This window comes from Desulfatibacillum aliphaticivorans DSM 15576 (genome assembly GCF_000429905.1).
Lineage (GTDB): Bacteria > Desulfobacterota > Desulfobacteria > Desulfobacterales > Desulfatibacillaceae > Desulfatibacillum > Desulfatibacillum aliphaticivorans.
The window spans coordinates 126,434-150,379 of sequence record NZ_AUCT01000007.1; the positions used below are offsets into that span (position 1 = coordinate 126,434).

Consider the following 23,946-nt stretch of genomic DNA (forward strand, 5'->3'; position numbering starts at 1 on the left):
CCAAAGGGCGCTTTGATGCCGTTGTATAAGGCCGCCTCGGGCCCGTCGTTAACCATTACTGGCTGTGTAGTTAACGGTTTTGCGAAAAAGTGTCAAGGCTGCGGGTTGATTTTTCAGGGACGAAAAAACAGCCGGGGGAGGAATTTTTTTAAATTCCTCCCCCGGAGTTTGGCTTGATTTTAAGCGGCCGGCCAAGCCGGGATAAAGGCCTGGCCGGAGCGTATTTAGTTTAGGAACGGGCTGCAAAGCGTATTTTCAGCAAAGCCGCCGTGCCGACGCCCAGAAGGAGAATCAGCCCCATGGCCCCGGTATGGGCCTGGGATGCGGTTTGCACAAAGCAGTCACTGGTGTCGTCAATGACAGTATCATCGTCATCGTCCGCAGCAGGGTAGCCGGGTCCTGCAGGGTCGACCACGTAGCCGTTGGCTACGCCGTCGGCATCGCCTTCACCGCCGTCAACAATGGTGAGTTTGACGGCATCGCCGGCTTGCATAAATTCGGCGTTTTCGGGCTGATACCATCCTCTCAACGCATCCAGCTTCCACCATTGACGATTGGCCGCCAAATTTTCGCCGAAACGAATCCAGATGGTTGCGGTTCCGCCCACTTCAGCCACCTTGGCGCGGAAGTCCAACAGGCCGTAGCGCAGGTTATAGGGGCCGCCGGCCGGAAGATCCATGTCCGTGGGATCCAGGAATTGGAAATACTCGATGGTGGTTCCGGCTCCGCCCTGGATGCCAACCCTGTCTGTGGAGTCAGTGCCGGTCTGAACGGTGAAATCGGTTTGATCCAGGTCATTGGTAGGCGCCTGGTCGTCCGGTATGCCGGTAAGCCAAGGCTTCCAGATCGTCATCAGGTCGGTTGCATAGGTGGCAGGATCGGTTGCGGCGACGATGAGGGAGGTTCCGTCATTGGCCAGATCGGCGATGGAGCCGGCGGTTTCGGCAACCAACTCGCTGGAGTCGTCCAGGGTGTTGATTTTGTAAATGGAGTTACCTTCGCTGGTGCTGACGTAAACGCCCTGATCCGGGCCGTATACGGCGGAATTGAGTCCACCGGTCAGGGTGAAAACGTCTTTGTAGACCCTTTCTGTGTTTACGTTGACTTTGTGGATATATCCATTCACGCCCCAAACGGATTCGCCGTAATAGCAGTATTTTTCACTGCCGAAAATGATGGGGCCGCTGGCGCCGCCGTCCGCGGCATGGGGGATGGGAAAGGAAATGCCGTCTCCCACAATTCCGGAGAAATTCTGGTTCACTTCATACAGGTAGAAGACGTCAGCATCCAGATCGGCTGTAGCGATCCACAGGGATTCGCTCCAGGGGTTCCAGGTTATATCCCAGATGGAGCCTTCTATGGTTCCGGACAGGGACAGAGTCTTTTTGACGGATGGATCGGACAGTTTGTTCCTGTACAGGAACTTGGTGGGACCTCCATTGTCATGGTAATACAGGTATCCGTCGCTGCCGGCGGTCAGGCCGGCCGGGCCGAACGCCCAATCGCTTCCTTCGGAAAAGTCCACGTCCGCCCACATTTCACAGGTTCCCGAAATGGTGTTGTAGGCGTAAATGTCGACGGTTCCGCCGTTGTCGCCCGCATACAGAATCGTATCGCCGTAGTAGGCCAGGGAATTATTCCAGGCCTGAAGTCCCACTGCCGGGAGGTCCATGGGGGCGTAGCGGTAGCCCTCGGCGGGGGAGACCAGGTTCACGTTTTCCGTGTCGCTCAAAACGCCGAAGCTGACTGTGCCGGATGTCACGTGGGTGGTTCCGATATAGAACTGGCTGCCGTCAAAGGCCAGACCGCCGACGGTTTCGGTATGGGTCAGGACCTGCTCAACCATGCCATTGTATATGTAACTGACATTTTGTCCTGAACCCGTGGCCACGAAAGGCCTGTTGCTGTACCCCAGGACGGCGTCGGAAAGGCCTCCGGAAAAATATGCATACTGGTCGTCAACAACCAGATCGCCTTCAGGATACACCCACTGGAAGGCCCCTTCGGTCGCGTAGACGGCTTCGCCCACCAGGACCGTATTCGGGCCTTTGAAGACGATAGGACCAACGCCGGCATCGGTCATGGCATTATCAATTTCCATCCTAAGGTTAATCGTTCTTTTTGTGCCTACGCCAACAATTTCGTACAGGTACATTTTCTGGGTGTCGTAATCCCCGGAGACAAACCACAGCCTGTCGGTCCAGGGATTGATGGCCAATTCATAGATGGAGCCTTCGCAATTCGTATTAAATGTGGTGTAGGTCTCAGGGTCGTTGCCGAAAACAAACTTGTACAAATACTTCGTAGGTCCGCCGTTGTCGTGGAAATACAAGGTCGAGCCATCGTAGGCAAGAACCATTCCGGCCGGGCCTGCAGCCCAGGTGGATTGGAGAGTGGGACTCACCACAAGTTGGCTTTCCAGGGTTTCCGGGTCCCAGCCGTAAACTTTTCCGCCGGAGGCGTACAGCAAAAGGGTGTTTGTAAGCACATCATTATCTACAAAGACCGCAGATGGGTTCCAGGCGTCAGGCGCAGGGTCGAATGCCGGAAGATCTTCGTAATTCCAGGCGGCCAGGGCGTTTCCAGCCCCGACGAAGGCCAGCAGTACAGCAATAATCAATAGCCTCTTCATGTTTTCATCTCCTCCTCAGTGTGCACAAACACTCGAAAAGTAAAGCGCAGCAATAATCCTCCCGCTGCTTGGTTAAAAATGTCGCTCCAATACATATATTACTTTTTGACTAATAATATTCTTAAAAAAACCGGTCCGCCTATAATGGCGGTAATAATCCCTACGGGCATTTCCGTGGGATGCACGGCGGTCCTGGCAACCAGATCGCATAAAGTCAGCACGCCGCCTCCCAATAAAAAAGATGCGGGCAAAACAACTCTATGGTCATAGCCTGACAGGCGGCGGACTGCGTGAGGAATCACCAGCCCCACAAAACCTATGGGGCCTGCCAGGGATACGGCTGCGGCCGTAGCCAGTCCTGCGCCCAGGAAAACCATTCTTTGGACGCGTTGCACGTCAACGCCCCTTCCATGTGCCATATCCTCGCCAAAAGCAAGCTGATTCAGCGAATTGGCCTGCATAAAAACCATGAGCAGGCCGGGAATGAGAAAAGGCGTGAGAGAAACCAGATCCTGGTAGCCCACCACGTCCAATCCGCCCATCATCCACCGGTCCATAGCCACCAATTGGTGAGGATTCACCAGATAGCGTATCAACAAAATGGCTGCGCCGCAAAGAATATTAAAGGTCACCCCGGCCAACAGGATGGTGTTCATGGAAATTCCCGTAGGCCTTTGGGCCAGCCAATACAGGCCGGCGATGCAGAACATGCATCCCGCCAGGCTTAAAAACTGGATGGATGTGAACGGCCCGAAATGAAAAAACATGCCCGGAATGGATATGGCGGCTACGGCGCCCACAGCGCCTCCGCCTGCGATTCCCAGGATGTACGGCTCGGCCAGCACGTTTTTCAGCACTACCTGGAGTGCGGCGCCCACCACGCCCAAAGTTCCGCCTACGATAAAGGCGAGCAACACTCTGGGCAGGCGATGATAGACAAAAATGTCCGCGTCCACATTGGGGGCGTTATGAAAAAGGCCGTTCATGACATTGGTCATATTCAGGGTTTCGCCTCCTAAAAAGGGCGAGATGAAGAAAATGGCGCCCGCCCCAATGGCGTAGATTGCGATAATGCCGTAAAATTGCCGGGAGGTGAGAATCCTGGTCATCTGCCCTCCCCTTTTTCGCCTGTAAGTCCGGGCGCGGGAAAAACCACCGGGACGTCCAGCGTCGGATGCTGCATGACCTCGATGCCCGGGCCGTAGGCCTCGCCCAGGACCTTGGGGGTAATGATTCGCCGCGGGCTTCCCTCCTGCACAATCGCCCCGTCGCGCATGAGCGTGAGGGTGTGGGCGAAGACCGAGGCGATATTCAGATCATGAGTCACCACGCCCACGGCCATGCCGCCTTTGACCAGTTGATCCAAAAGTTGAAAAAAGCTGACTTCGTGGTGCATGTCCATGGCGCTGGTGGGCTCGTCAAGCAGAAGCACCCGAGGCTCCTGGGCCAGCACCGAGGCAAGGACAACCCTTTGGCGTTCTCCGCCGGAAAGATTGGTGAAAGAACGATCCTTCAGGTGGGTTGTACGGGTTTGCGCCAGGCAATTTTCCACAATGGCCAAGTCGTTGGAATCCAGAAATCCGGCGCCGCGAAGCCTGGCGAATCGTCCCATGGAAACCACTTCGCCCACCGTGTAATCCAGATGGGTCTGGACGTGCTGAGGCAAGTAGCCAAGCACCTTGGCGCGCTCCCGGTTGGATATGCTTTTCATCTCCCGGCCGTCCAGGACGACCTTGCCGGAGCCCGGCTTGATGACATGGGCGGCCAGCTTCAATAACGTGCTTTTTCCAGACCCATTAGGGCCTATCACGGCTTTGACTTCCCCGGATTTAAACGCAAGGGAGCAGGGTTCCAGACGCCATGGGTTGTCCGGATACTGATAAGTTGCGTTATGCAGGGTCAGCAGTTCCTGGGTCATGTCCGCTATTCTTCTCCGCCAGCCGGATTGGAATGAATGACGTCCGCAATGGCGCGGGCCGCCCGCCCCACTCTGGGACCGGGAACCAAAAGATAATCCTGAGTCATAATATGAATGCGTCCGTTCCTGACGGCGGGCAGGGTTCTCAAAATTGCCCATTCATCTTTCATGCGATCCATTTGCTCTTTGCTAAAGGTTTCGGCCGGGCGCATTTCCAGGATGATGTCCGGGGCCTGGCGAATCAGGCTTTCCTTGGAGACTTCCGGGTAGGCTGTTGGGATGTCCGAAAAAACATTTTCGCCTCCGGCGATTTCCAGCACCTGGCTGACAAAGCTGGTTTTGGAGCAGGTGTAAATGCTGGAAAGGCCGCCCGGCGTTCTTGCCACGCACAAAAAGACTTTTGGTTTGGGCAAGCCTGCGACCTCCTGCTTGATTTCATCCAGTTCCTTGCGAATATTTTCGATCACCTCCCCTGCTTTTTCCTCCTGACCCAGCTTGGCCCCCAGAATGTTGACAGTCTCGGAGATGCTTGCAATGGAGTCCATTTCCGTTTCCATGACGTCGATATTCCGGGAGAGGCAATAATCCTTCACCTTATCCAGCTTGCCCCGAAAAATGACCAGGTCCGGCCGCAAAATAGCGTAACGCTCCATGTTGGGATTCAGGATTCCTCCCACCCTGGGCTTTTCCAGGGCTTCCGGGGGATAGATGCAATAGTCGGAAACGCCGACAATAAGGTCTCCACACCCAATGGCGAAAAGGCTTTCCGTAATACTGGGGCCTAAAGATATGATGCGGGAATATTTGCCAACTCCGGACTGCTCCGCATGGGCGGATAAAACCAGGGTGAACAGAAAGAACAAACATATCGGAATAAGCCGTTTTTTAGGAAAAATCACGCAAACGCTCCAATAAAAAAATCCTTAAGCCTACAACAATAAGGCTTAAGGATTGCACCCTGCTTCTTCATCCTTAAAATGCGACGCCATAAAAGCGTCCTTCTCAGGTCCGTTGCCTCGCAAACCTTTGAAATATATGTCCGGTCGGGTCTTCTGGCTTATGGATCAATCTACCGGCCGCGCCTTCCCGCCGGACTTGAATTCGGCAGTGGCTTTTTGCGGCTTTCGTCCCCACTTACAGCGGCGGGACCACGACGGTTTCTCACCGTCTTCCCCGACGCCCTGTCGGGCTTCCGGACACCTGTATTTATGAGGAGTTATTATAATAATTCCCATCCGTGTCAAGGAGAAAAGCATTTTGGCCTGCCTGGCGGCCCGGCATGCAACAATTTTGCGCATTTTACAAGGATTCGCCTTTTTTTCTGGTCCTGGCGCCTGCACTGGTGGTACAATTTGAGATTAACAGACCCAAACCTCGATTACGTACACAACCTGCCAATAAAGATAGATCGTCTCACATGTTGTGTATTTAGCACTGATAAACGTCAAACGCTCCTTCAGCAGAAAAGTTAAAACCAAATGCAGCCATTGGTTCTGGACCTTAGGACTATATTTATTGTGTTGGGAACAGTTATACTGACCCTCGGATTGTGCATGCTGGCGTATAACGCTATGCGGCGCACATATCCCGGGTTCAGGGAGTGGACCCTGATGACCCTTTTTATGGGCGCAGGCCTGTTGTTGGAGGGATTAAGGGCTGAGGCGATAATATACTCCTCCATGGTCATTGCCAACGGATTGATATGCTCCGCAATGGCCCTTTTTTTCGAAGGCCAAAAAAAATACATGGGGGAATCCTCCCACACCTATATCCATGCCGCCGTCGTCTTTGCCCTGGCAGGAATCAACGAATTTATTTTTTCCGCCGTATACCCCAACAGGGGCGCCAGGGTTTCAATGATATCCCTTGTTTGCGCAGCCTATTTTCTTATGAGCCTGCTTAAGACGGTGCAGGCTTATAAAAGCCGGCCGGAAAAAACTTACGCCCTTTTAATGGGCTTGGAGGTGACGGCCGCAATCCTGCTTATGATCCGGGGGTTGGTGTTCTTGTCCCATCTCGACGCAACCGAACCCATTGTTTTTGAGGACCAGGTCAATGCACTGGTGATGTTTTCCCTCATTGGATTCAGCATCTTTTTTGTTTTCGCCCTGATCCAACTGAATTCCACAAAACTGGAAAGCGATCTGATGGAAATCCAAAAGCTGACCAAGGAAAGCGAAGAGGAATTCAGACTGCTTTCCGAGCAGGCCATCATGAGCATCATCGTGCTGCAGGACGGTATATACAAATATGTCAACGACGCGGCGATCAAGATGTCCGGGTATGAACGGGAAGAGTTCATGCGGATGAACTATCAGGATATGGCCAAGCTGATTCACCCTGATTTTCGAGAATTTGTTATAGAACAGGGCTTAAAAAAGATGACGGGGGAAAAAAACGGCGTCGTTCATCATTACATATACAAACTACTGACCAAACAGGGGGAGGAGCGCTGGGTCGAGCAATACTCCAAATCCGTAATCTGGAAGGGCAAGCCTGCGGATTTTCTAACCCTGATTGACATCACCCCGCAAAAAAAAGCCGAAGAAGAACTGAAAAAACGTGAGGAGCAGTATCGTGCGCTGGTGGAAAACGCCATGGACGTCATCTTCATTGCCCAGGACGAGTACATCAAGTTCAGCAATTCAGCCATTGTACAGGTGTCGGGATATTCCATGGATGAAATCAGCTCCGTCTCCTTTGTGGATCTTATTCACCCCGACGAAAGAGACATGGTCGTGGACAGGCATGTCCGCAGGTCCCGGGGGGAAAGCCTTCCCAGCACCTATTCCCATAGATTCATTACCAAGGACGGCCAGGTCAAGTGGGGGCAGTTGTCCAGCGTACGCGTGGAATGGGAAGGCCGAAACGCCACCTTGAACTTCCTCCGGGACATCACGCATCAAAAGGAACTGGAACAACAGGTTCAGCAGGCCCATAAGCTGGAAGCCATCGGCACCCTATCCGGCGGCGTGGCCCATGAGTTCAACAATTTGCTTTCCATTATTCTGGGCAATGTGGAAATGGCCATGGACGACGTTCCGGCGGATAACGAAGCCATGGAGTTCTTGGAGGAAATCAAGATCGCCTCCAAACGGGGAGAGGAAATCGTCAGGCAGCTGCTTAGCTTCAGCAGGCCGGCCGCGCCGGAAAGAAAGCTGGTGGACATTCCTTCGTCCATCCGGGAGACCATGGGGCTTTTACGGGCCTCCATTCCTTCCTACATCGCCTTTCACGTGGACATTTCTCCTGAGTGCCATAAGGTGTTGGGCGATCCCACTCAAGTCCGCCAGGTAATCATCAATCTGGTCAATAACGCGGCCCACGCCATGGAAGGCGCTTCCGGCGGCCTGGCCATCCGGGCCAGAAACGTGTTCTCCCGCACCGAGGAGATTTTTTTCGACCAGGTTCTACTGCCGGGCGACTACGTGTCCTTGGAGGTTAAAGACAGCGGGCATGGAATCGCCAAAGAGGACCTGGGCCGGATTTTCGACCCCTTTTACACCACCAAGGACGTGGGCAAAGGGTCGGGCATGGGGTTGTCCGTGGTGCAGGGGATTATGAAAGCCCACGGGGGGGGCGTTCGCATTTCCAGCGCTCCCGGAAAAGGCGCCCTGGTGGAGTGCTATTTTCCCTCCGCGGGAAAAGGCGCTCCCTCCGAGCCGCAAAAGCAACAGGAAACCCCCACAGGTACGGAGAGCATCTTATTCGTGGATGATGAGCCCCCCATCGTGGACATGATCAAAGGACGGCTGAAAAGATTGGGCTACAAGGTCACCGCCGTGGAATCCCCCTTGGAAGCCCTTGAAATGTATACAGAAAACCCCGCAGGCTTTGACCTGATCATCACGGACCTGACTATGCCGGAGATGACCGGCGACCTTCTGATCAATCGGCTGATGAATGTGAACCCGGACGTCAAGACCATCATCTGCACGGGCTTCAATGAAAAAATCGACGCCCTCAAAGCCAAGGAAATGGGCGCCAAAGCCTTTTTAAGCAAGCCCGTGGACCGCCACATCATGGCCGTGACCATCCGTCAGGTTTTGAAATCATAGGATAAAGGCCGCGTTTCAGCTTTTATCCCTATCGGCGTTGAAAATATACCTACAAAGCATGTCCGTCGTTTCCTCCAGAAACTCCTTTTGGTCCAGCCGGTCCGCCGAATCCATAACCTGGCGGTGAGTCAGGGACTCCAACACCCGGATGATCATCCTGGCGGCCGCCCCGCCCTTTGTTTTTCTGGCGCCCGGCGTCTTGTCCAAAAGAACCTGGAGGCGGTCCGCCATGATTCTTTCCATGTTCATGAACGCCTCCCACCATATTTTTCCGGTGATGGGTATGTCCTGCACAATGGCCCGATGCACCCCCGGCTCCCGCTTATGCAGCTCCATGGCCAGTTGGACGAATTCCCTCACATCGTCCGGAGTGATGCACCCCCTCGTCTCCACCCGGGACATGAGTGCGTCCGTCCCGGAGGCGGCTTCCGCCATGTGGGCCTCCATGAGGCTCAACACGATGCTCTCTTTGTTAGGAAAATATTGATACAGGGAGCCGATGGAAACCCCGGCCCGGTCAGCGATGTGATTGGTTGTGGTCCCGGCGTATCCCCTGGCTTCCAAAACCTGAGCCGCCGCCTCCAGGATGGCGCTCACCGTTTCCCTGGAACGGCCCTGAATGGGCGTTTTGCGTACGTTTGAGGCATTATCAAGCATGCCGTTCCTCCCCTCTTGCAATGCGAGTAGAAAATATGAGCAATTACTTATATTATTCTCCCGGGTTGTCAAGATAAACGACGTGAACCACATTAAGGAGGGTCGCATGGAGCATTCATTCCGCGTAGGAACATATGATTTTCATCCCGAATCCAACATCAACTTTCAGTTGAACCGCCAGATATCCCTGGGCGGAGGCCGCATGGAGGACATTCGGGCGGTCTCGTCCAACATCAAAAACCTGGACGACTGGAAGCGGGAGTTTTTGGCGTTGGCCCGTCTGGCGGAGCAGGAGGAGCGCTGGGAAAATGCCGCCTCCTATTATCGGGGGGCGGAGTTTTTCATGACTCCGGGCGATCCCGACAAGGAATGGGCTTACGACCAGGCCGCGGCGCTTTTTCAAAAAATTGTCAAAGACGACCTGGAGAGCGGCGCTTTGAATGTGGAAGCGGCGCCTTATGAAAAAAGCCGCCTGCCTGTTTTCAGGCTTCCGGCGCAGGAAGGCGTGGGATTTAAAGGAACGATAGTCCTTCACGGAGGATACGACTCCAGCAAGGAAGAGCTTTATCCCAGCGCAGACTTCGTCCGCCAGCAGGGGTACGACGTTTATTTGTTTGAGGGTCCGGGCCAGGGCGAGGCTTTGGTGAAAAACGGCCTGCACATGACCTATGAATGGGAAAAGGCGGTGGGCGCCGTTTTGGATCATTACGGCCTGGTGGGCGTCGCCCTGGTGGGTGCATCTTTAGGGGGATATCTGGCGCCCCGTGCGGCGGCGTTTGAGCCGCGCATCAATCGGGTCGTCGCCTGGGGCGTGATGTACGATTTTTTCGAGGTGCTGACCTCGGTGCGAGGCAAGGCCATGGAAATCGGCATGAAAAGCCTCATTGCCTTGAGGGCGAAAAAGGCATTGAACCGCATGGCGGCCCTGCGCATGGAGCGGGATCCTTTTGCAAAATGGGGGATCAACCACGGCATGTTCGTCATGGGCAAGCCCACGCCCTATGATTTTCTGCAATACGCCAGGAATTTCTCCATGAAAGGCGTTTCCGGCAAGGTGCGGCAGGACTTTCTGCTTTTGGCCGGAACCCGGGATCATTTCATTCCGCTCAAGCATTACCACCGGCAGGCCCGGGAGTTGACCAACGTGCGTTCTTTTACGGGACGGATTTTCACCGAGGCCGAGCAGGCGGAAAACCATTGCCAGTGCGGAAACATTCCTTTGGTGTTCAACGTAATCAGCGAATGGATGAACGGTTTGGATGAACGGGACGGATAATTGATTGATCACCCTACCATCACCAGGCCGTAGAGGTTGACCCGGTCGGGAACCAGGGGGACGTCCAGATTGCGGGCCATGGCCTTTGCGTCGATGCCCACGGCGGCCAGAGTGGGCCTGGCCTTGTAGGGGTGGATGCATCCTTTGGCCCGCACAAGGGCCTGGCAGCGGCTTTCCTTATGGCACAACACGGACCGGCAGTTTCCCGCCCCAAAACCCGAGGTCATGTGGTATCCCCTGTTGAAGGCGTCCGACTCCAGGGCCGTGATAATGGACGCGGCCTGCAGGCATGCCTGCCTGTAATAAACGTCTTCGATCCACCCCTGCCCCTGGTCCGGCATCCCCAAAGGCGCCAGGCAGCAAAAAAACACCCCGTATTTGAAAGAGCGCAACGAGTCCCACAGGGAGTCCAGGGGCATTCTCACGGGCCAATGTTCCGTCAGGTTGTCGGGATCTTCCAAGGCCGGATCGACCCGGGCCAGGCTTTCGTCAAAAACCAGGGCTCTGCCGGAGGTCAGGCGCACTTCCCGGGCGCCTCTATCCAGGGCCAGCTTCAACAGCTCTTCCATGTCCTGGGCTATTAAAGCCGGATCTTTTTGCTTGGGGGCTTTGGAATAGTGGTGCGGATCGGTATTCGGGGGCATGTGCGCCTCAACTTTTTAAGGTTTGGATACGCCTGCGGCGGAAACGCCGCCTATGAGACCGAAAAAAACACCGCTGCTACGAAAGGTAAATGATAATATACCACAGGGCTCCTGTTATTTGCAAATCAAATAGGAGTCGGGGGGGATGGCCGGCCAAAATTTTATCGGGCGTACAAATTCTTCCTTGACTCAGGGTCACTTTCCCGGTATATGTGAACATAAATTCACTTAGATGGAGCCTGAATCATGGCCACCCCCCGCCTGAAAACGCAGGAAAGAAAAAAACAAATCGTCCAGGCCGCCCTCACCCTGGTCTCCACCCGCGGCGTGGCGGCCATGACCATGGAGCGGACCTCCCGGCTGGTGGGAATCTCCCCTTCGGCCTTGTACAGACATTTCAAAAACAAGGCGGAAATGCTGGATGCGGTCCTGGATCTTCTGGACATCCAGTTCGCCAACGAAATCCAGGAGGCCCTGGACAACGGCCGGGACGCCCTGGACTCCCTCAGGTACTTCCTCATGCAGCGGGTGCGGTTCATCATGGAGCACCGCAGCATCCCCCGGCTGCTGTATTCCGAGGAGATCCTCTACAAGTACCCGGAGCTGCAAAAAAAGGTCAATGACATATTCAAAAACCATATTCTAAGGCTCCAGGACGTGGTCCGGCAGGGCCAGGACCAGGGGCTTATCAGAACGGACGTCACCCCGGTGGAGACGGCGGTCATGTTCATCGGCCTGTTCAAGCCCGTGGACGAAATTTACGACATCATCGGCGGCCGGTTCGACCTGGTGGCACACATCCACAAGGTCTGGAACATCTTTGTGGAGGCCATTTCCCCTTGACCGCAAAGATGTGATTACTCATTCACATAAGGACGGCATTATGAAAGCATGGCGGGACAACATCGAAGCCTGGTTCGAAAAAACCGGGCGCCTCATCTGCAAACATCCTTTCATCACGGTCTTTTTCTTCGCCTGCTTGTCGGGCTTTCTCCTTTTTCAACTTCCCAAAACAACCATAGACACCTCGCCCACCGGCATGCTCCATGAGAACGACCCTGCCATGGTCCGCTACAACGAGTTCCGGGATCAGTTCGGCCGGGACGAGATGATCCTGGTTGCCGTGGGCCCTGTGGACGTGTTTTCCCAGCCGGTTCTGGAAAAAATTCAGGCCCTCCATCAGGATTTAGAGGATAGCGTCCCTTATTTGGAGGAGGTGACCAGTGTTTTGAACGCCCGGTCCACCCGGGGCGAGGGGGACGAATTGATAGTGGAGGACCTGTTCGAGGAATGGCCCCAAACCTCCCGGGAAATGGAGGCGCTCAAGCAGCGGGCTCTTTCCACGCCCATCTACCGCAACATGCTGATCAATGAAGACGCGACTTACACGGCCATTACCATTGAAACCAGCGCGTACAAGCCCATGGCCGGGGCGAGTTTCGACGCTTTTTCCGACAGCCTTAACGCCCCGTCCGTCAAGCCGGAATATTTGTCCGACGCTGAAAACTCCGAAATAGTCCGGGCGGTCCGGGCCGTGGTTGCAAGGCATTCCAGCCCGGAATTTCCATTATATACGGCGGGATCTCCGGTCCTCACCGAAGACTTGCGGGATTATATGCTTCGGGACATCGCCCGATTTTCCGCAGCCGCCATCCTGTTGATAGCCCTGTTGCTCATAGTTGCTTTCCGAACCTGGGCCGGGGTGGTCTGGCCGCTCACCACGGTCATCCTGTCTTTGGCTTGCACCCTGGGGCTCATGGCCATGTTCGGGGTTCCCTTAAAACTGCCCACGCAAATCCTCCCCTCTTTCATCCTGGCGGTGGGCGTGGGGGATTCCGTGCACATCCTGGCCATCTATTACCGGAACATACGAATGGGCCTGGAGCGCAACGAGGCTATCGCCAAGGCTCTGGGCCATTCGGGCCTGGCCGTGCTGCTGACCAGCCTGACCACGGCCGGAGGCCTGCTGTCCTTTTCCCGGACGGAAATCGCCCCCATTGCGGACTTGGGAGTATTCTCCGCCGCCGGAGTTGTGCTGGCCCTGCTGTTCAGCCTGTTTCTCATGCCCGCATTGATCGCCATTTTTCCCTCCGGGGAGCAAAGGCATTCCAACAACGGCGCTTCCAGGCTGGACGTTTTTTTATCCGCCATAGGGGATTTCGCAGTAGGACGACCCAAAACCATCCTGACGGTCACCGCAATCATCATGGCGGCTTCGGCTGTGGGAATCACCCAGCTTCATTTTTCCCACCACACCCTGGCCTGGTTTCCCAAGGACTCGGATTTGGTGGTTTCCACCCGGACCATTGACCATGAAATGGGCGGAACCCTGACCATGGAAGTCATTGTAAACTCGGGCGAGGAAAACGGGTTTTACGAGCCGAACCGGTTGAACGCCCTATCCGCCATGGCGGATAAAATAGAGCCTTTCACCTCGGAAAGCGTGTTTGTGGGACAAACCCGCAGCCCGGCGGACATTCTCAAGGAAATCAACCAAGCCTTGCATGAAAACAAGCCGGAGCACTACAGCATTCCCCAGGACAGGGAACTGGCCGCCCAGGAATTTCTGCTTTTTGAGAATTCCGGGTCCGACGACCTGCAAAAGGTGCTGGACACGGATTTTTCCAAGGCCCGGTTCACCATCAAGGTTCCCAGCGTGGACATGGTCTATTACCACGATTTTGTGAATGCAATCAGCGCCTGGTTCAAGGAGGCCTTCCCCAACGACAAGGTCACGGTCACGGGGCTTATGAAGCTCTTGTATTCGACATTTTACGCGGTCATGCACACCATGGCCGAGAGCTACATCATCGCCATTCTGGTCATCACCGTACTCATGATACTGATGATCGGCAACCTCCGTTTGGGGCTTATCTCCATGATTCCCAACATCGCCCCCATTGTGGTGTGCCTGGGCGTTATGGGCGCTTTGGACCTGACCTTGAACGCCTTCACCATACTCATTGGTTCGGTGGCTTTGGGCCTGGCCGTGGACGACACCATCCACTTCATGCATAATTTCAGACGGTATTACGGCCAGTTTCAGGACACTGGGCGGGCGGTGCACGAAACCATGCAGACCACGGGCCGGGCCATGCTATTCACCACCATAGCCCTGACTTCCGGGTTCATCGTGTTCCTCATGGCTTCCATGAAAAACCTCATGACATACGGCTCCCTGGCCGCCCTGACCATCAGCCTGGCCCTGCTGGCGGACTTTCTGGTGGTCCCCGCCTTGCTGGCCCTGGTCTTCAGGGACAAACGGGCTTCCGCAGGCTCCGGGGTTTCGGCCGGCCCAAAATTCAAGGAGGCGGCTCAGCACGGTTGAAAGAACCGACAGGACTTGATAAACCGGTAATTAAAAGACTTTGAGACAATCCACACACAAATATTCAAGGAGTAAATCATGAGATCCATCACGACTTTGTTGTTTTTCGCACTCGCCGCTTTATTCCTGGCCGCTCCTTGCGCTCACGCAGACGACGCCAAGGCCCGGGAAATCATGCAAAAGGTCAACGACCGGGACGACGGAGACAACGCCGTTTCCGAAGAGGAAATGATCCTCATCGACAAACGGGGCAAGCAACGCGTTCGCAAGATCAAGAGTTTCCGCAAGGATTTTGGGGAGGACACCCACAGCATCCTGTTTTTTGAAGAGCCGGCGGACGTTCGCGACACCTCCTTTTTGACTTTCGATTACGACGACGAATCCAAGGATGACGACCAATGGCTGTATCTGCCGGCCCTGAAAAAGGTCAAACGCATCGCCAGTTCGGACAAGGACGGCGCCTTCATGGGTTCGGACTTCACCTACGGCGATATGACCGAACGGGCATTATCCAAGTTCTCCTATGAAATGGTGCGGGAAGAGGACGTGGACGGCCATAAATGTTGGGTCATCCAGTCCACGCCCATCAACGACGACGTGGTGGACGAGTACGGCTACCTCAAGTCCCGGGCTTTTGTGAGGCAGGATAATTACGTGGTGGTCCGCGCCCAGTTCCAGTGGGCGAAGGGCAACAAGTTCAAGGAAATGCGGGTGGAAAAGCTGGAGCAGATCGACGGAATCTGGACGGCCCTGGAAATGACCATGAAAACCATGAAAAACAAGGAAATCGTCCATCAGACCCTTTTAAGGACCACCAGCATCAAATACAATCAGCCCATGGATGAAACCATGTTCACCACTCGCCGCATGGAAACCGGACTGTAATTCTCATCATCTTTGTCAGGAGGGGGCGCGCAAGTGACTAATTTATCGATCAAAACACTGATAGCAGCGTTGATATTGGTTTTTGGCCTTTTGGCGGCCCCGCCTATCTGGGCGGACGATTTTGATCAGGCCATGGACGCTTTTGAAGAAGCGGACGAGGAAATCGTGGTGGATGAGGAAGCCATTCCCGAATCCCCGTCCCGGCTTCGGGTTTCAGGATACGGTAAGCTGTCCTCCGTCTTCACCTACGACCAGCCCGCCCCGGAGCCGTGCAAGGCCGACTACCGGGGCCTGTACCGCCTTCGCCCGGAACTGGACGCCAAGCTGGACGTGGATATTTATGAAACCTGGAAAGCCCGGGTGGGCGGACGGTTTTGGTACGATTTCGCCTATGATATAAAGGATCGGGAGGATTTCACCGAGGAGACCCTGGACGAAATGGAGTCCGAGTCCGAACTCTGGGAGGCTTATCTGGAAGGCCGTTTGTTCAAAGGCCTGGATCTGCGCCTGGGCCGCCAGATTGTGGTGTGGGGAACCTCGGAGAATATCCGGGTGACCGACGTGATCAATCCCCTGGATCTCCGCGAAATGGGCATGGTGGACATCGAAGGCCTGCGCCTTCCCACGGCCATGGCCAGGGCGGATTACACCATCGGCTATTGGACCATCACGGGTTTGGTCATCCCGGAAATCCGCCCAGCCCAGCAGCCGCCTTACGGAGGCATGTACTACCCCTCAAGAAACAAACTGCCGGACGACCATCCGCCTGTGGACTCCATAGAAAACATGGAATACGGCGCCCGCATATCCGGGCATCTTCCCGGCTGGGACGTGTCCCTGTATTTCGCGGACGTGTACATGGATCTTCCGTATTTAAAGGAAACCGTGGAATTCAAGCTCATCCGGCCGCCCATATTCATACCCCCGGCCACCATTCTACCGCCCGTCATCCAATTTCCCGAGTATGAATACCACTACGCGCGGGTGCAGATGTACGGCGCTTCCACGGCCATCGCCCTGGGCAACTGGTTGATTAAGGCCGAGGCCGCCTATTTTACCGGCCTCAAGTATTTTAACGAGCCCAACGAAGACCGGGACCGCTTTGACGGGCTAATCGGCCTGGAATATTCGGGATTCACCGACACCACCATCAGCCTGGACGCGGCGGTGCGTTACGTCCCCAGCTACGTGGATGTGTTGGAAAACGCGCCGGACAACACGCCCCAAAGCCAGCCCGAGGCGGCTTTAAGGGTGCAAAGGGATTTTCGGCACGACACCTTTCATATCACCCTTTTGGCAACAGCCATGGGGCATGACGCCGAGGACGGCTGGTTTATCCGCGGGGAATCCGCTTACGACTGGACCGACAACCTGACCTTCACCCTGGGCGTGGTCGGGTACGGCGCGGACGACGACGGATATTACGCCTATGCAAAGGACAACGATTGCGTGTTCTTTGACATCAAGTACAGTTTTTAGCTACAGTAATCCTGCAATGGCATTATCGGCATGACTACAAGGAGGACTGTACGTAAACATTATGGACGATTACAAACAGATCGTGGACGCCATCGCCCTATCCATGGGCGCGGCCTGGGCCAGCGGCGTCAACCTGTACGCCGCTATCCTGGTCCTGGGCCTTTTAAGCATCACCGGCAACATCGCCCTGCCCGAAACCCTCCATGTGCTTAACGAGCCTGTCGTGCTTTTCGCCGCAGGTTTCATGTTCATGGTGGAATTCTTCGCCGATAAAACCCCGGGCGTAGACACGGGCTGGGACGCCATCCACACCTTCATCCGCATTCCCGCCGGCGCGGCTTTGGCCGCAGGCGCCGTGGGAGACGTGAATCCCGCTATCATGGTGGCCGCCGGAATCGTGGGAGGAGGCGTCGCCGCCGCCACACACGCCACCAAGGCCGGATCCCGGGTGCTGATCAACACATCCCCCGAACCTTTCACAAACTGGGCCGCCTCCATAGGCGAGGACATGGCGGTTATCGCCGGCCTGTGGGCCGCCCTGCACTACCCTCTTGTCTTTATCTGCCTGCTGATTATCTTTCTTTTAATGCTGGTCTGGCTGCTGCCCAAGTTGTGGCGCGGGATTAAAAAGGTCTTCGGCTTTTTAAAGCGCCTTGTCACCGGCAAAAAGCAGGAGGAAGATCCGGTGCAAGCTCAGGATGCAGAGGTCGAAGCTCCCGCAGATACCGGTCTGGAGCCGGCGGAAGGCAAGGATCCAGCCTGATCTGCCTCGCATTCCCCAGACCTCCTCTTCAACGGAAAAAAGAAATAAAACCCCAATCCGGGCCATGTTGACAGGGCTTTGAGTCCTGTCAACACGGCCGGATAAAGACGCTTCTATTGGGTGACATTGTGCTGCTCACAATGTCAACACGCCCAATATCCGCATCCATTCTATGAGCAATACATATCCTTTTTAATTGTCATGAATAAATATCTTATGATATTTTTAACACTGCTATATTCTAATTAACTCAAATCCAACATCCATGCTGACCAGTAAAAAAGCCGCTGATTTTACAAGCAAAAGTTATAGCATATACTTGCTTTTTTTCTATGTCAGATTAACGCTTAATTGTAAAAATAATGATTTTAAGAGGAAGAGTTATGATTTACAGTCGTTTTGTGTGCATTGGATTGACGTTATTGCTGTGTCTTGCAGGAACCCATGCCCTGGCGTTTAGTGTGGATATCGATTCTTTCGACTATACCGACAACCTGAATCGAACAATTGCCTGGGATTTTTCGGGCGCCACAACCAATGATCTGTACACGCCAGCCTGGAATAGTGAGGGTGTCACCCTGGAAATTCCGGATGGCAACGTGACTCTTTCCAATGAAGAACACGGGGATTTTTATTGGGAAACTAATAATGGAGACCTTGCTGTTGACGTTGCAAACAGCCTTTACAGCGTGGAGGTACTTGGAGATGACGGATTCGTTTCTATCGGCTGGGGCGCCGACCTCATAGCCCCTGCCACAGTGTGGGAGTGGGAAGCCCGTTTTACTAATTTTACCGGGGTAGACTTCACTCCCGGCCGATTTTATTCCTTTCAAGTCGCTGCGGGAAGCTGGGACCTTAAAGAAGTTGCCCCCAGCGTTTGTGGCGTCTGGTACGATGGTGAAATCAACGGCGTTCAAAAAGAATCCGCCTTGGTGCTGCAAACAGGAATTGCTCCCGCCGACGATGCCCCCTCTTCACTATCCTGGGATTTTGAACCTTGTAGCGGCGGCGGACTGATACTGGAAAATATGGATCCGGCAACGACCACCATCGATCTTAAAATATCTATCAGCAACGATGCCAGAACCTTAACTTCCTATTATCGAATCAATAGCGATAATGCCAATGACTGGGTGCAGTTGGCCGCCCACACCATTGAAGACAGCGACTACAAAATGTACGGCATCGGTTTCGATGCCTTCTTGGCCCTTCTTCATCCTGCGATTTTTTTGGGCATAGGAGATGTCGGCGATCCATGCGTTGATGACTCAGGAGACGATTCAGGCGATAATCCGGGTGGTGATTCGGGAGATGATTCGGGCGGCGATTCAGGCTCGAGCAGTTCCGAAGATGAAGGCGAGGGAAGCGGGGGGTGTTTTATAAAATCGGTTAAAAGATAACCCGTAGATGCCGTTCGGGTTTAAAAGTTGAGGGTATTTTTGGGAGGTTATCCGGGTTTATATATATACCTCTGGTTCAAGGGGAAGGACTTGAATGTCAAGCCCTATTCAGCAAAAAATCATATATTATTTCAAAATAGTACATAATTGATTACCACCTAACGATCCCCCCCAGCCTGCGGGAATTGTCAAACTATTGGCGGCATACAGTAGCATTGCTGCTTCCTCCCTAATAATAAAATTTATATTTCGCCCTGACAAAAATTGACTTGCCCATCTTAAAATCTTTAGAATGTTCTTATCATCATTACAAATTGATATGCAGGCAATTCCGCACCCCATGGCACTTGGCATATAATTTGCTTTTATTTGAGTTTCAAATTCTACAAACCGGCGCAGACTGTGGTCTGGAACAGGCGTTCTCCTATGCCTGGCAATGGATGATTATGAAAATAAATTTCGCAGCCTCTATAATTGGTGTATTGGCCGCCATCGCAATACTTTTGCTTTCTCCTCAACTGTTAATGTGTGCCGGCGCCAATACCTTCTATTCCATACATATTGCATCGTATAAAAGCTCCGATGCAGCTGATGAATTTATTTTTCAGCTAAAAAACAAAGGGTTGGATGCCTTTCAAAAATATGAGGCGATCCCGGGCAAGGGTAACTGGTACAGGGTATACATCGGTGAATATGCCGATTCAGCCTCAGCCAAAAAAATGATGCTCTCTTTTAAGGCTGATGGCATATCGGATTATTATTCAGTCACTGAGATGCTTGAAGACCATCAAAAAGATAAAAAGCCCCTTGAAGCCGAGTCTTTACCTCAGACCACTGTCAATACTATGCCGTCAGAATCTCGGCAGATTAATAAAGATGCGGCATTTGGGGCCGGGGAGCAGGCTGCTGCCCTCCAGGCGCCTTTGGGATCTGATTCATCCGGTCAGACCAGTATGGAGAAACACAACAATGCCGCAGGGGACTATGTCTTCTATTCTGTACATATTGCGTCCTTTCGAAGCTCGGATGCCGCTGACGCATTTGTCTATAATTTAAGGGCCAAAGGTTTGGACGCCTTTCAAAAACGGCAGACCGCTCCAGACAGGGGCAACTGGTACATGGTATTTGTCGGTGAATACGCCGATTCAGTTTCAGCAAAAGAAATGATGCATACTCTTAAAGCCGATGGCATGTGGGGTTATTATTCAGTCACAAAAATGTTTGCCCAGAATCCAAAAGGTAAAAATATAACCCCCCCCCCTCTTGTTGCCATGTCTCAACCGCAGGCCGCCGCGAATTCTTCGCCTGCGGAAATTCAAGAGGTTAGAAAGGAAGATCCAAACGTAGAAGTTTCTTCCCCTGCCCATGATGGTGGTTTCGAGAAAAAGCAAAAAGCTGTTGATGGAACAAAAAAAGTTTCTGTTGGCATACGTGTGGGTGGTTATACCGCCCCGGATATCGAGGATTTTAAAGTAAAAAAAGCGGGTTCTACTAAAACAGAAACATGGAAATTCGCCGGCTCCAACGCGTACATCTTTTCACTTCCAGCTTCTTATCGCTTTAACGAGCATTTTTGTTTGGAAGGCAGGCCGGAGTTGGTGACGGCAGACGGATTGGATGTGTTCTTTATATCTTTAGGCCCCAAGCTGGATTACGAGTTACCTCATGGAATTCAACCCCATATCAGCTTGGGGGCTGTTTATGGCTCGTTCGACTGGGATTACGCGCCGGGAGATTTCGACACTGCATTTGGAATGGAATCAGGCATTGGCATTAGTCTGGTTCGGCCTAAGTTTAAAATCGACGCCGACTTTTTATACCGCGATATCAGGTTTGGCTATAATCCGCCAACGGATGACACAATTGTTTTTAATCAAAGCCAGGCCGATTTTTCAGGATATTCCTATTCCGCTTCCATGGCGTATTCATTTTAGCGGGGTATTTCTTTTTCCTTAAGGTACTCACCTCCCAGTATAAAATAGCCGGGACCCATCAATGGAAGTGGTGGATTAGGATTTGTATTTAAATTTTGGAGGAAAAGATGGAAAAAATATATAGAACCGTTGGGATTTTCTTTATTTTGATTCTTGGTGTATTGACCATTGTGGCCACTAGCGGCGGCATTGACAGTGATAAAAGTACAAGTGTAGAGAACGATTCCTCCAACGCGGCCGTTTTTTCCCCATCAGCCACATTTCAAGAGATTCAAGGGATAGAGACTTTTTCTGTCGACGGCTACGACGTGAAAGCGGCTGCCGACCAGATGCTGGTATATGTTTCCAGCGATGTCACCCAGGTTCAATTGGACGCACTTGTTGCTAAAATCAAGGACCTTGGCGGAACCGTTATTGGTTCGGACCGGGATCTATTAGTTATACAGGTTGAAACCGACAATGAATTGGGACTGATTGATGCTTTGCAGAATATGGACGGTGTAAACGGAGCAGGCCTGAATATGGTGTGCGCCTTGTCCGCGGCTGTAGAAATTCCCGATTTGTATGGGGATGGGGACTGGTGGATAGAGAAGATCAACGCTCAGGAAGCCTGGAATATAACCACTGGATCAGCGGCGGTAACCATTGGGATCGTTGACACGGGCCTCAAGGCAGGGCAGGAAATTCTGGATGAGAACAGGCTTGAGCGATATGACTATTTGGGACACAAAATTAAAGATGACGATACTTGGAACTTTTACAAAGGGCACCACGGGCTGTGGGTCACGGGTTTTGCTGCAGGATACATGGATGACGCTGAGAATTACGATGACCAAAATGGACATAATGTCAGGGGCGTTAATCAGGCAGCCAAAGTCGTTTTAGTGGATGTTGGCAAAAAGAAAATTGAGTACGAGCCTGACATAGGGGACACTTGCTTCCCGCTCACCGACTTGTGCTGGTTGCACAGCACGGCAATCACTAACGTCCTATATGGCATAGAGACAGCCATCTTCAAAGGTTCAAATATAGTGAATGTTTCTATAGGGATAGACACAAAAGACTGCCCTAATAACGATTGTAAGGAAACACAGCGGGAAGAATGGCGTGCGGGAATAAACCAAGCTGTCCAGGTGGCTAGAAAGAATCGCGCCTTGCTGATGTTCTCGGCCGGAAATGACTCTTATAAGCACGACGATAACCTTTTTGATCTTCCCGACGCTCAAAAAGAGGCGACCATGGAGGAAATGTGGAAAAATTACACAATCATTGTGGGCGCCACCTGTGGCACTCCCGGATACGACTCCATTTTTGAATGGAACGGAAGTAGAATGGGCGATGTTGTGGATATCCTGGCTCCAGGATGTATAGTTGGCTTTGCTCAGGGGGGGGTGGATGTGATCACACCCGGCCGCACGGGCGACGGCACTTCTTACGCGGCTCCCCTGGTAGCCGGCGCCTGTAGTTTGGTGAAAGGCCTCAACACCACCCTGCTGCCCCCGGAAATCAAGCATATCGTCACCTCCACGGCTCCTGAAATTGTGACTACCAGTTATTCTCCCAAAAAACACCTGGATATGGGAGCGGCAGTAAAAAGCGCCATGCTCACCCAGAACGTAGTTTTGAAAGAAGAATCTGAACAAGCCTTTACGTATATGAACCAGGAAAAAAACCTCACTATACAAGTCCAGGTTCCCGATTCAGGAATTTCAGGAGCGGACATACTTTTTATAACTGATATTTCAGGCAGTTACTATGATGATATCGACACATTCCAGAAGGACGCCGCCGCTATCATTCAAGACCTGACCGACCGGGACTTGGATATTCAGTTCGGGGTAGCTGCCTTTTCTGACTTCCCCATCGATCCATACGGATATAGCGAATACGATGACGAGGCGTTCGTTTTGCTCCAGTCAATCACGGATCAGGAAACGGACGTCATAAACGCCGTTAACCTGTTGGATCAGCCCCTCAGGCATGGAGGCGATTTGCCTGAATCCCAATTGGAGGCGCTGTATCAGGCTGCCGGGGGATCGGGGAGAGATGTGGATGGAAACGGATCCTTCGAGGACCTGGGAGACATACCTCCCACTCTTGTAGGATGGCGGGACGGGGTTCAAAAAATAATAGTACTCAGCACGGACGCTCCTTTTCATGATAGCAGCGCTGAACCCGCCTATCCCGGTCCGACTTTCAGTGAAACCCTTACCAAACTGCAAGAATCAAAAATAATCGTCATCGGATTGGAAAGCGGGGACACGGAAGGCGACCTGCAGGACGTGGTGGATGCCACCGACGGATTTCTTTTTGACCTTTCCTCCGATTCCGCTGAGATGGCCGACAGGATTGCAGAAGCCATGGACGAAATCCAGTCCTCTGTTGATGTTTCCTGGCAGGAGATTACCGGAGGGGAGTTTATTAAGAGCCTTACTCCTGCAAAATACACTGATGTTGCGCCGGGATCTACGGTGGACTTTGAACTCACCCTTTCCAATCCCAAGAATATAGGTAAATTCGGCCAAAGTTATGACGTCATTATTTGGTTCAAGGCTGAGGATTCACTAATCCAGCGAGAATGGCTGCCTGTTTACATTCAGGGGGGGGAATAAGGGGATAGCTGGACGTACTGCTGGCTGCCATTGGCGATTTTACAAGCTGTAAGATTCTTGACAAACCTGCTGTCACTTCGCAATATTAGCAAGATACTGCCTTACCAGTTCCATCAAGAGACAATGACTTGCGGCCCTTCATTCCCGCGGTCCCCGTGGGAAGTTATATGGGGGCATTCAATTCATAAGGCTCAGTATTAATTGTAGATAGGCGTTCCAACGTGCAACATGGAAACGAGAAAGTTGCATGTTATCGGAGAGACGCCATGGCCCCCCGGAAAATCTCATCGTGAGAAAACTCAAGGCGTTATGCAAGGAATGCATCTGACTGTCTTAAAGTGCAACAAACGCAGTAATTAT

16 protein-coding genes and 1 riboswitch are annotated in these 23,946 nt (G+C 52.9%); of the genes, 10 read left to right on the forward strand and 6 right to left on the reverse strand.

The genetic code is table 11. The features are described 5' to 3' along the window. Positions 1-229: 229 nt before the first annotated feature. The 4 genes from G491_RS0107990 to G491_RS29920 form a co-directional block, all read right to left on the reverse strand. Positions 230-2,632, reverse strand: a complete 2,403-nt coding sequence (locus G491_RS0107990) for a choice-of-anchor U domain-containing protein (protein ID WP_028314224.1) — start codon at positions 2,630-2,632, stop codon at positions 230-232. A gap of 98 nt (positions 2,633-2,730) precedes the next feature. Further along, the gene (locus G491_RS0107995; protein ID WP_035218166.1) at positions 2,731-3,741 is read right to left on the reverse strand and encodes a FecCD family ABC transporter permease; all 1,011 of its coding nucleotides are present in this window, start codon (positions 3,739-3,741) and stop codon (positions 2,731-2,733) included. Further along, positions 3,738-4,550, reverse strand: coding sequence for an ABC transporter ATP-binding protein (locus G491_RS29915; protein WP_051327115.1), 813 nt, complete (start codon positions 4,548-4,550; stop codon positions 3,738-3,740). The genes G491_RS0107995 and G491_RS29915 overlap by 4 nt, the downstream gene beginning before the upstream one ends. Positions 4,551-4,555: 5 nt before the next feature. After that, positions 4,556-5,449: an ABC transporter substrate-binding protein gene (locus tag G491_RS29920; RefSeq protein ID WP_051327116.1), complete on the reverse strand. Its 894-nt coding sequence runs from the start codon at positions 5,447-5,449 to the stop codon at positions 4,556-4,558. A 125-nt stretch (positions 5,450-5,574) separates the two neighbouring features. Then, positions 5,575-5,762: riboswitch (cobalamin riboswitch) on the reverse strand. Positions 5,763-6,160: 398 nt separating this feature from the next. On the opposite strand from G491_RS29920, the gene G491_RS29925 reads away from it, so the two are divergent. Continuing rightward, a complete protein-coding gene (locus G491_RS29925; RefSeq protein ID WP_169829408.1) occupies positions 6,161-8,608 on the forward strand; it encodes a PAS domain-containing hybrid sensor histidine kinase/response regulator in 2,448 nt (815 codons plus the stop codon). A 15-nt stretch (positions 8,609-8,623) separates the two neighbouring features. On the opposite strand, the gene G491_RS33560 is transcribed toward G491_RS29925, so the two are convergent. Then, the gene (locus G491_RS33560) at positions 8,624-9,265 is read right to left on the reverse strand and encodes a TetR/AcrR family transcriptional regulator (RefSeq protein WP_051327117.1); all 642 of its coding nucleotides are present in this window, start codon (positions 9,263-9,265) and stop codon (positions 8,624-8,626) included. A 106-nt stretch (positions 9,266-9,371) separates the two neighbouring features. On the opposite strand from G491_RS33560, the gene G491_RS0108025 reads away from it, so the two are divergent. After that, complete coding sequence (locus G491_RS0108025; RefSeq protein WP_051327118.1) at positions 9,372-10,541, forward strand: alpha/beta hydrolase; 1,170 nt, start codon at positions 9,372-9,374, stop codon at positions 10,539-10,541. A gap of 8 nt (positions 10,542-10,549) precedes the next feature. Here G491_RS0108025 and G491_RS0108030 read toward each other — a convergent pair whose 3' ends face one another. Next, positions 10,550-11,185 carry a DUF2284 domain-containing protein gene (locus tag G491_RS0108030; RefSeq protein WP_028314228.1) on the reverse strand — a complete coding sequence of 212 codons (636 nt, stop codon included), beginning with the start codon at positions 11,183-11,185 and terminating at the stop codon, positions 10,550-10,552. A gap of 246 nt (positions 11,186-11,431) precedes the next feature. Between G491_RS0108030 and G491_RS33565 the strand changes: the two genes are divergently transcribed. The 8 genes from G491_RS33565 (at position 11,432) to G491_RS0108070 (ending at position 23,586) form a co-directional block, all read left to right on the forward strand. Further along, a complete protein-coding gene (locus G491_RS33565) occupies positions 11,432-12,028 on the forward strand; it encodes a TetR/AcrR family transcriptional regulator (RefSeq protein WP_028314229.1) in 597 nt (198 codons plus the stop codon). A gap of 40 nt (positions 12,029-12,068) precedes the next feature. After that, on the forward strand, positions 12,069-14,513 hold the full coding sequence (locus G491_RS29940) for an efflux RND transporter permease subunit (protein WP_051327119.1): 2,445 nt from the start codon (positions 12,069-12,071) through the stop codon (positions 14,511-14,513). A gap of 78 nt (positions 14,514-14,591) precedes the next feature. Further along, a complete protein-coding gene (locus G491_RS0108045) occupies positions 14,592-15,398 on the forward strand; it encodes an outer membrane lipoprotein-sorting protein (RefSeq protein ID WP_028314230.1) in 807 nt (268 codons plus the stop codon). A gap of 33 nt (positions 15,399-15,431) precedes the next feature. Next, positions 15,432-16,877, forward strand: a complete 1,446-nt coding sequence (locus G491_RS0108050; RefSeq protein WP_157468104.1) for a DUF1302 domain-containing protein — start codon at positions 15,432-15,434, stop codon at positions 16,875-16,877. A gap of 61 nt (positions 16,878-16,938) precedes the next feature. Then, a complete protein-coding gene (locus tag G491_RS0108055) occupies positions 16,939-17,640 on the forward strand; it encodes a DUF4126 domain-containing protein (protein ID WP_028314232.1) in 702 nt (233 codons plus the stop codon). A gap of 383 nt (positions 17,641-18,023) precedes the next feature. Continuing rightward, the gene (locus tag G491_RS0108060) at positions 18,024-19,040 is read left to right on the forward strand and encodes a hypothetical protein (protein ID WP_028314233.1); all 1,017 of its coding nucleotides are present in this window, start codon (positions 18,024-18,026) and stop codon (positions 19,038-19,040) included. Between the two features lie 359 nt (positions 19,041-19,399). Further along, positions 19,400-20,974 carry an SPOR domain-containing protein gene (locus G491_RS0108065; RefSeq protein ID WP_028314234.1) on the forward strand — a complete coding sequence of 525 codons (1,575 nt, stop codon included), beginning with the start codon at positions 19,400-19,402 and terminating at the stop codon, positions 20,972-20,974. 107 nt (positions 20,975-21,081) lie between these two features. After that, a complete protein-coding gene (locus tag G491_RS0108070; RefSeq protein ID WP_028314235.1) occupies positions 21,082-23,586 on the forward strand; it encodes a S8 family serine peptidase in 2,505 nt (834 codons plus the stop codon). Positions 23,587-23,946 lie beyond the last annotated feature (360 nt).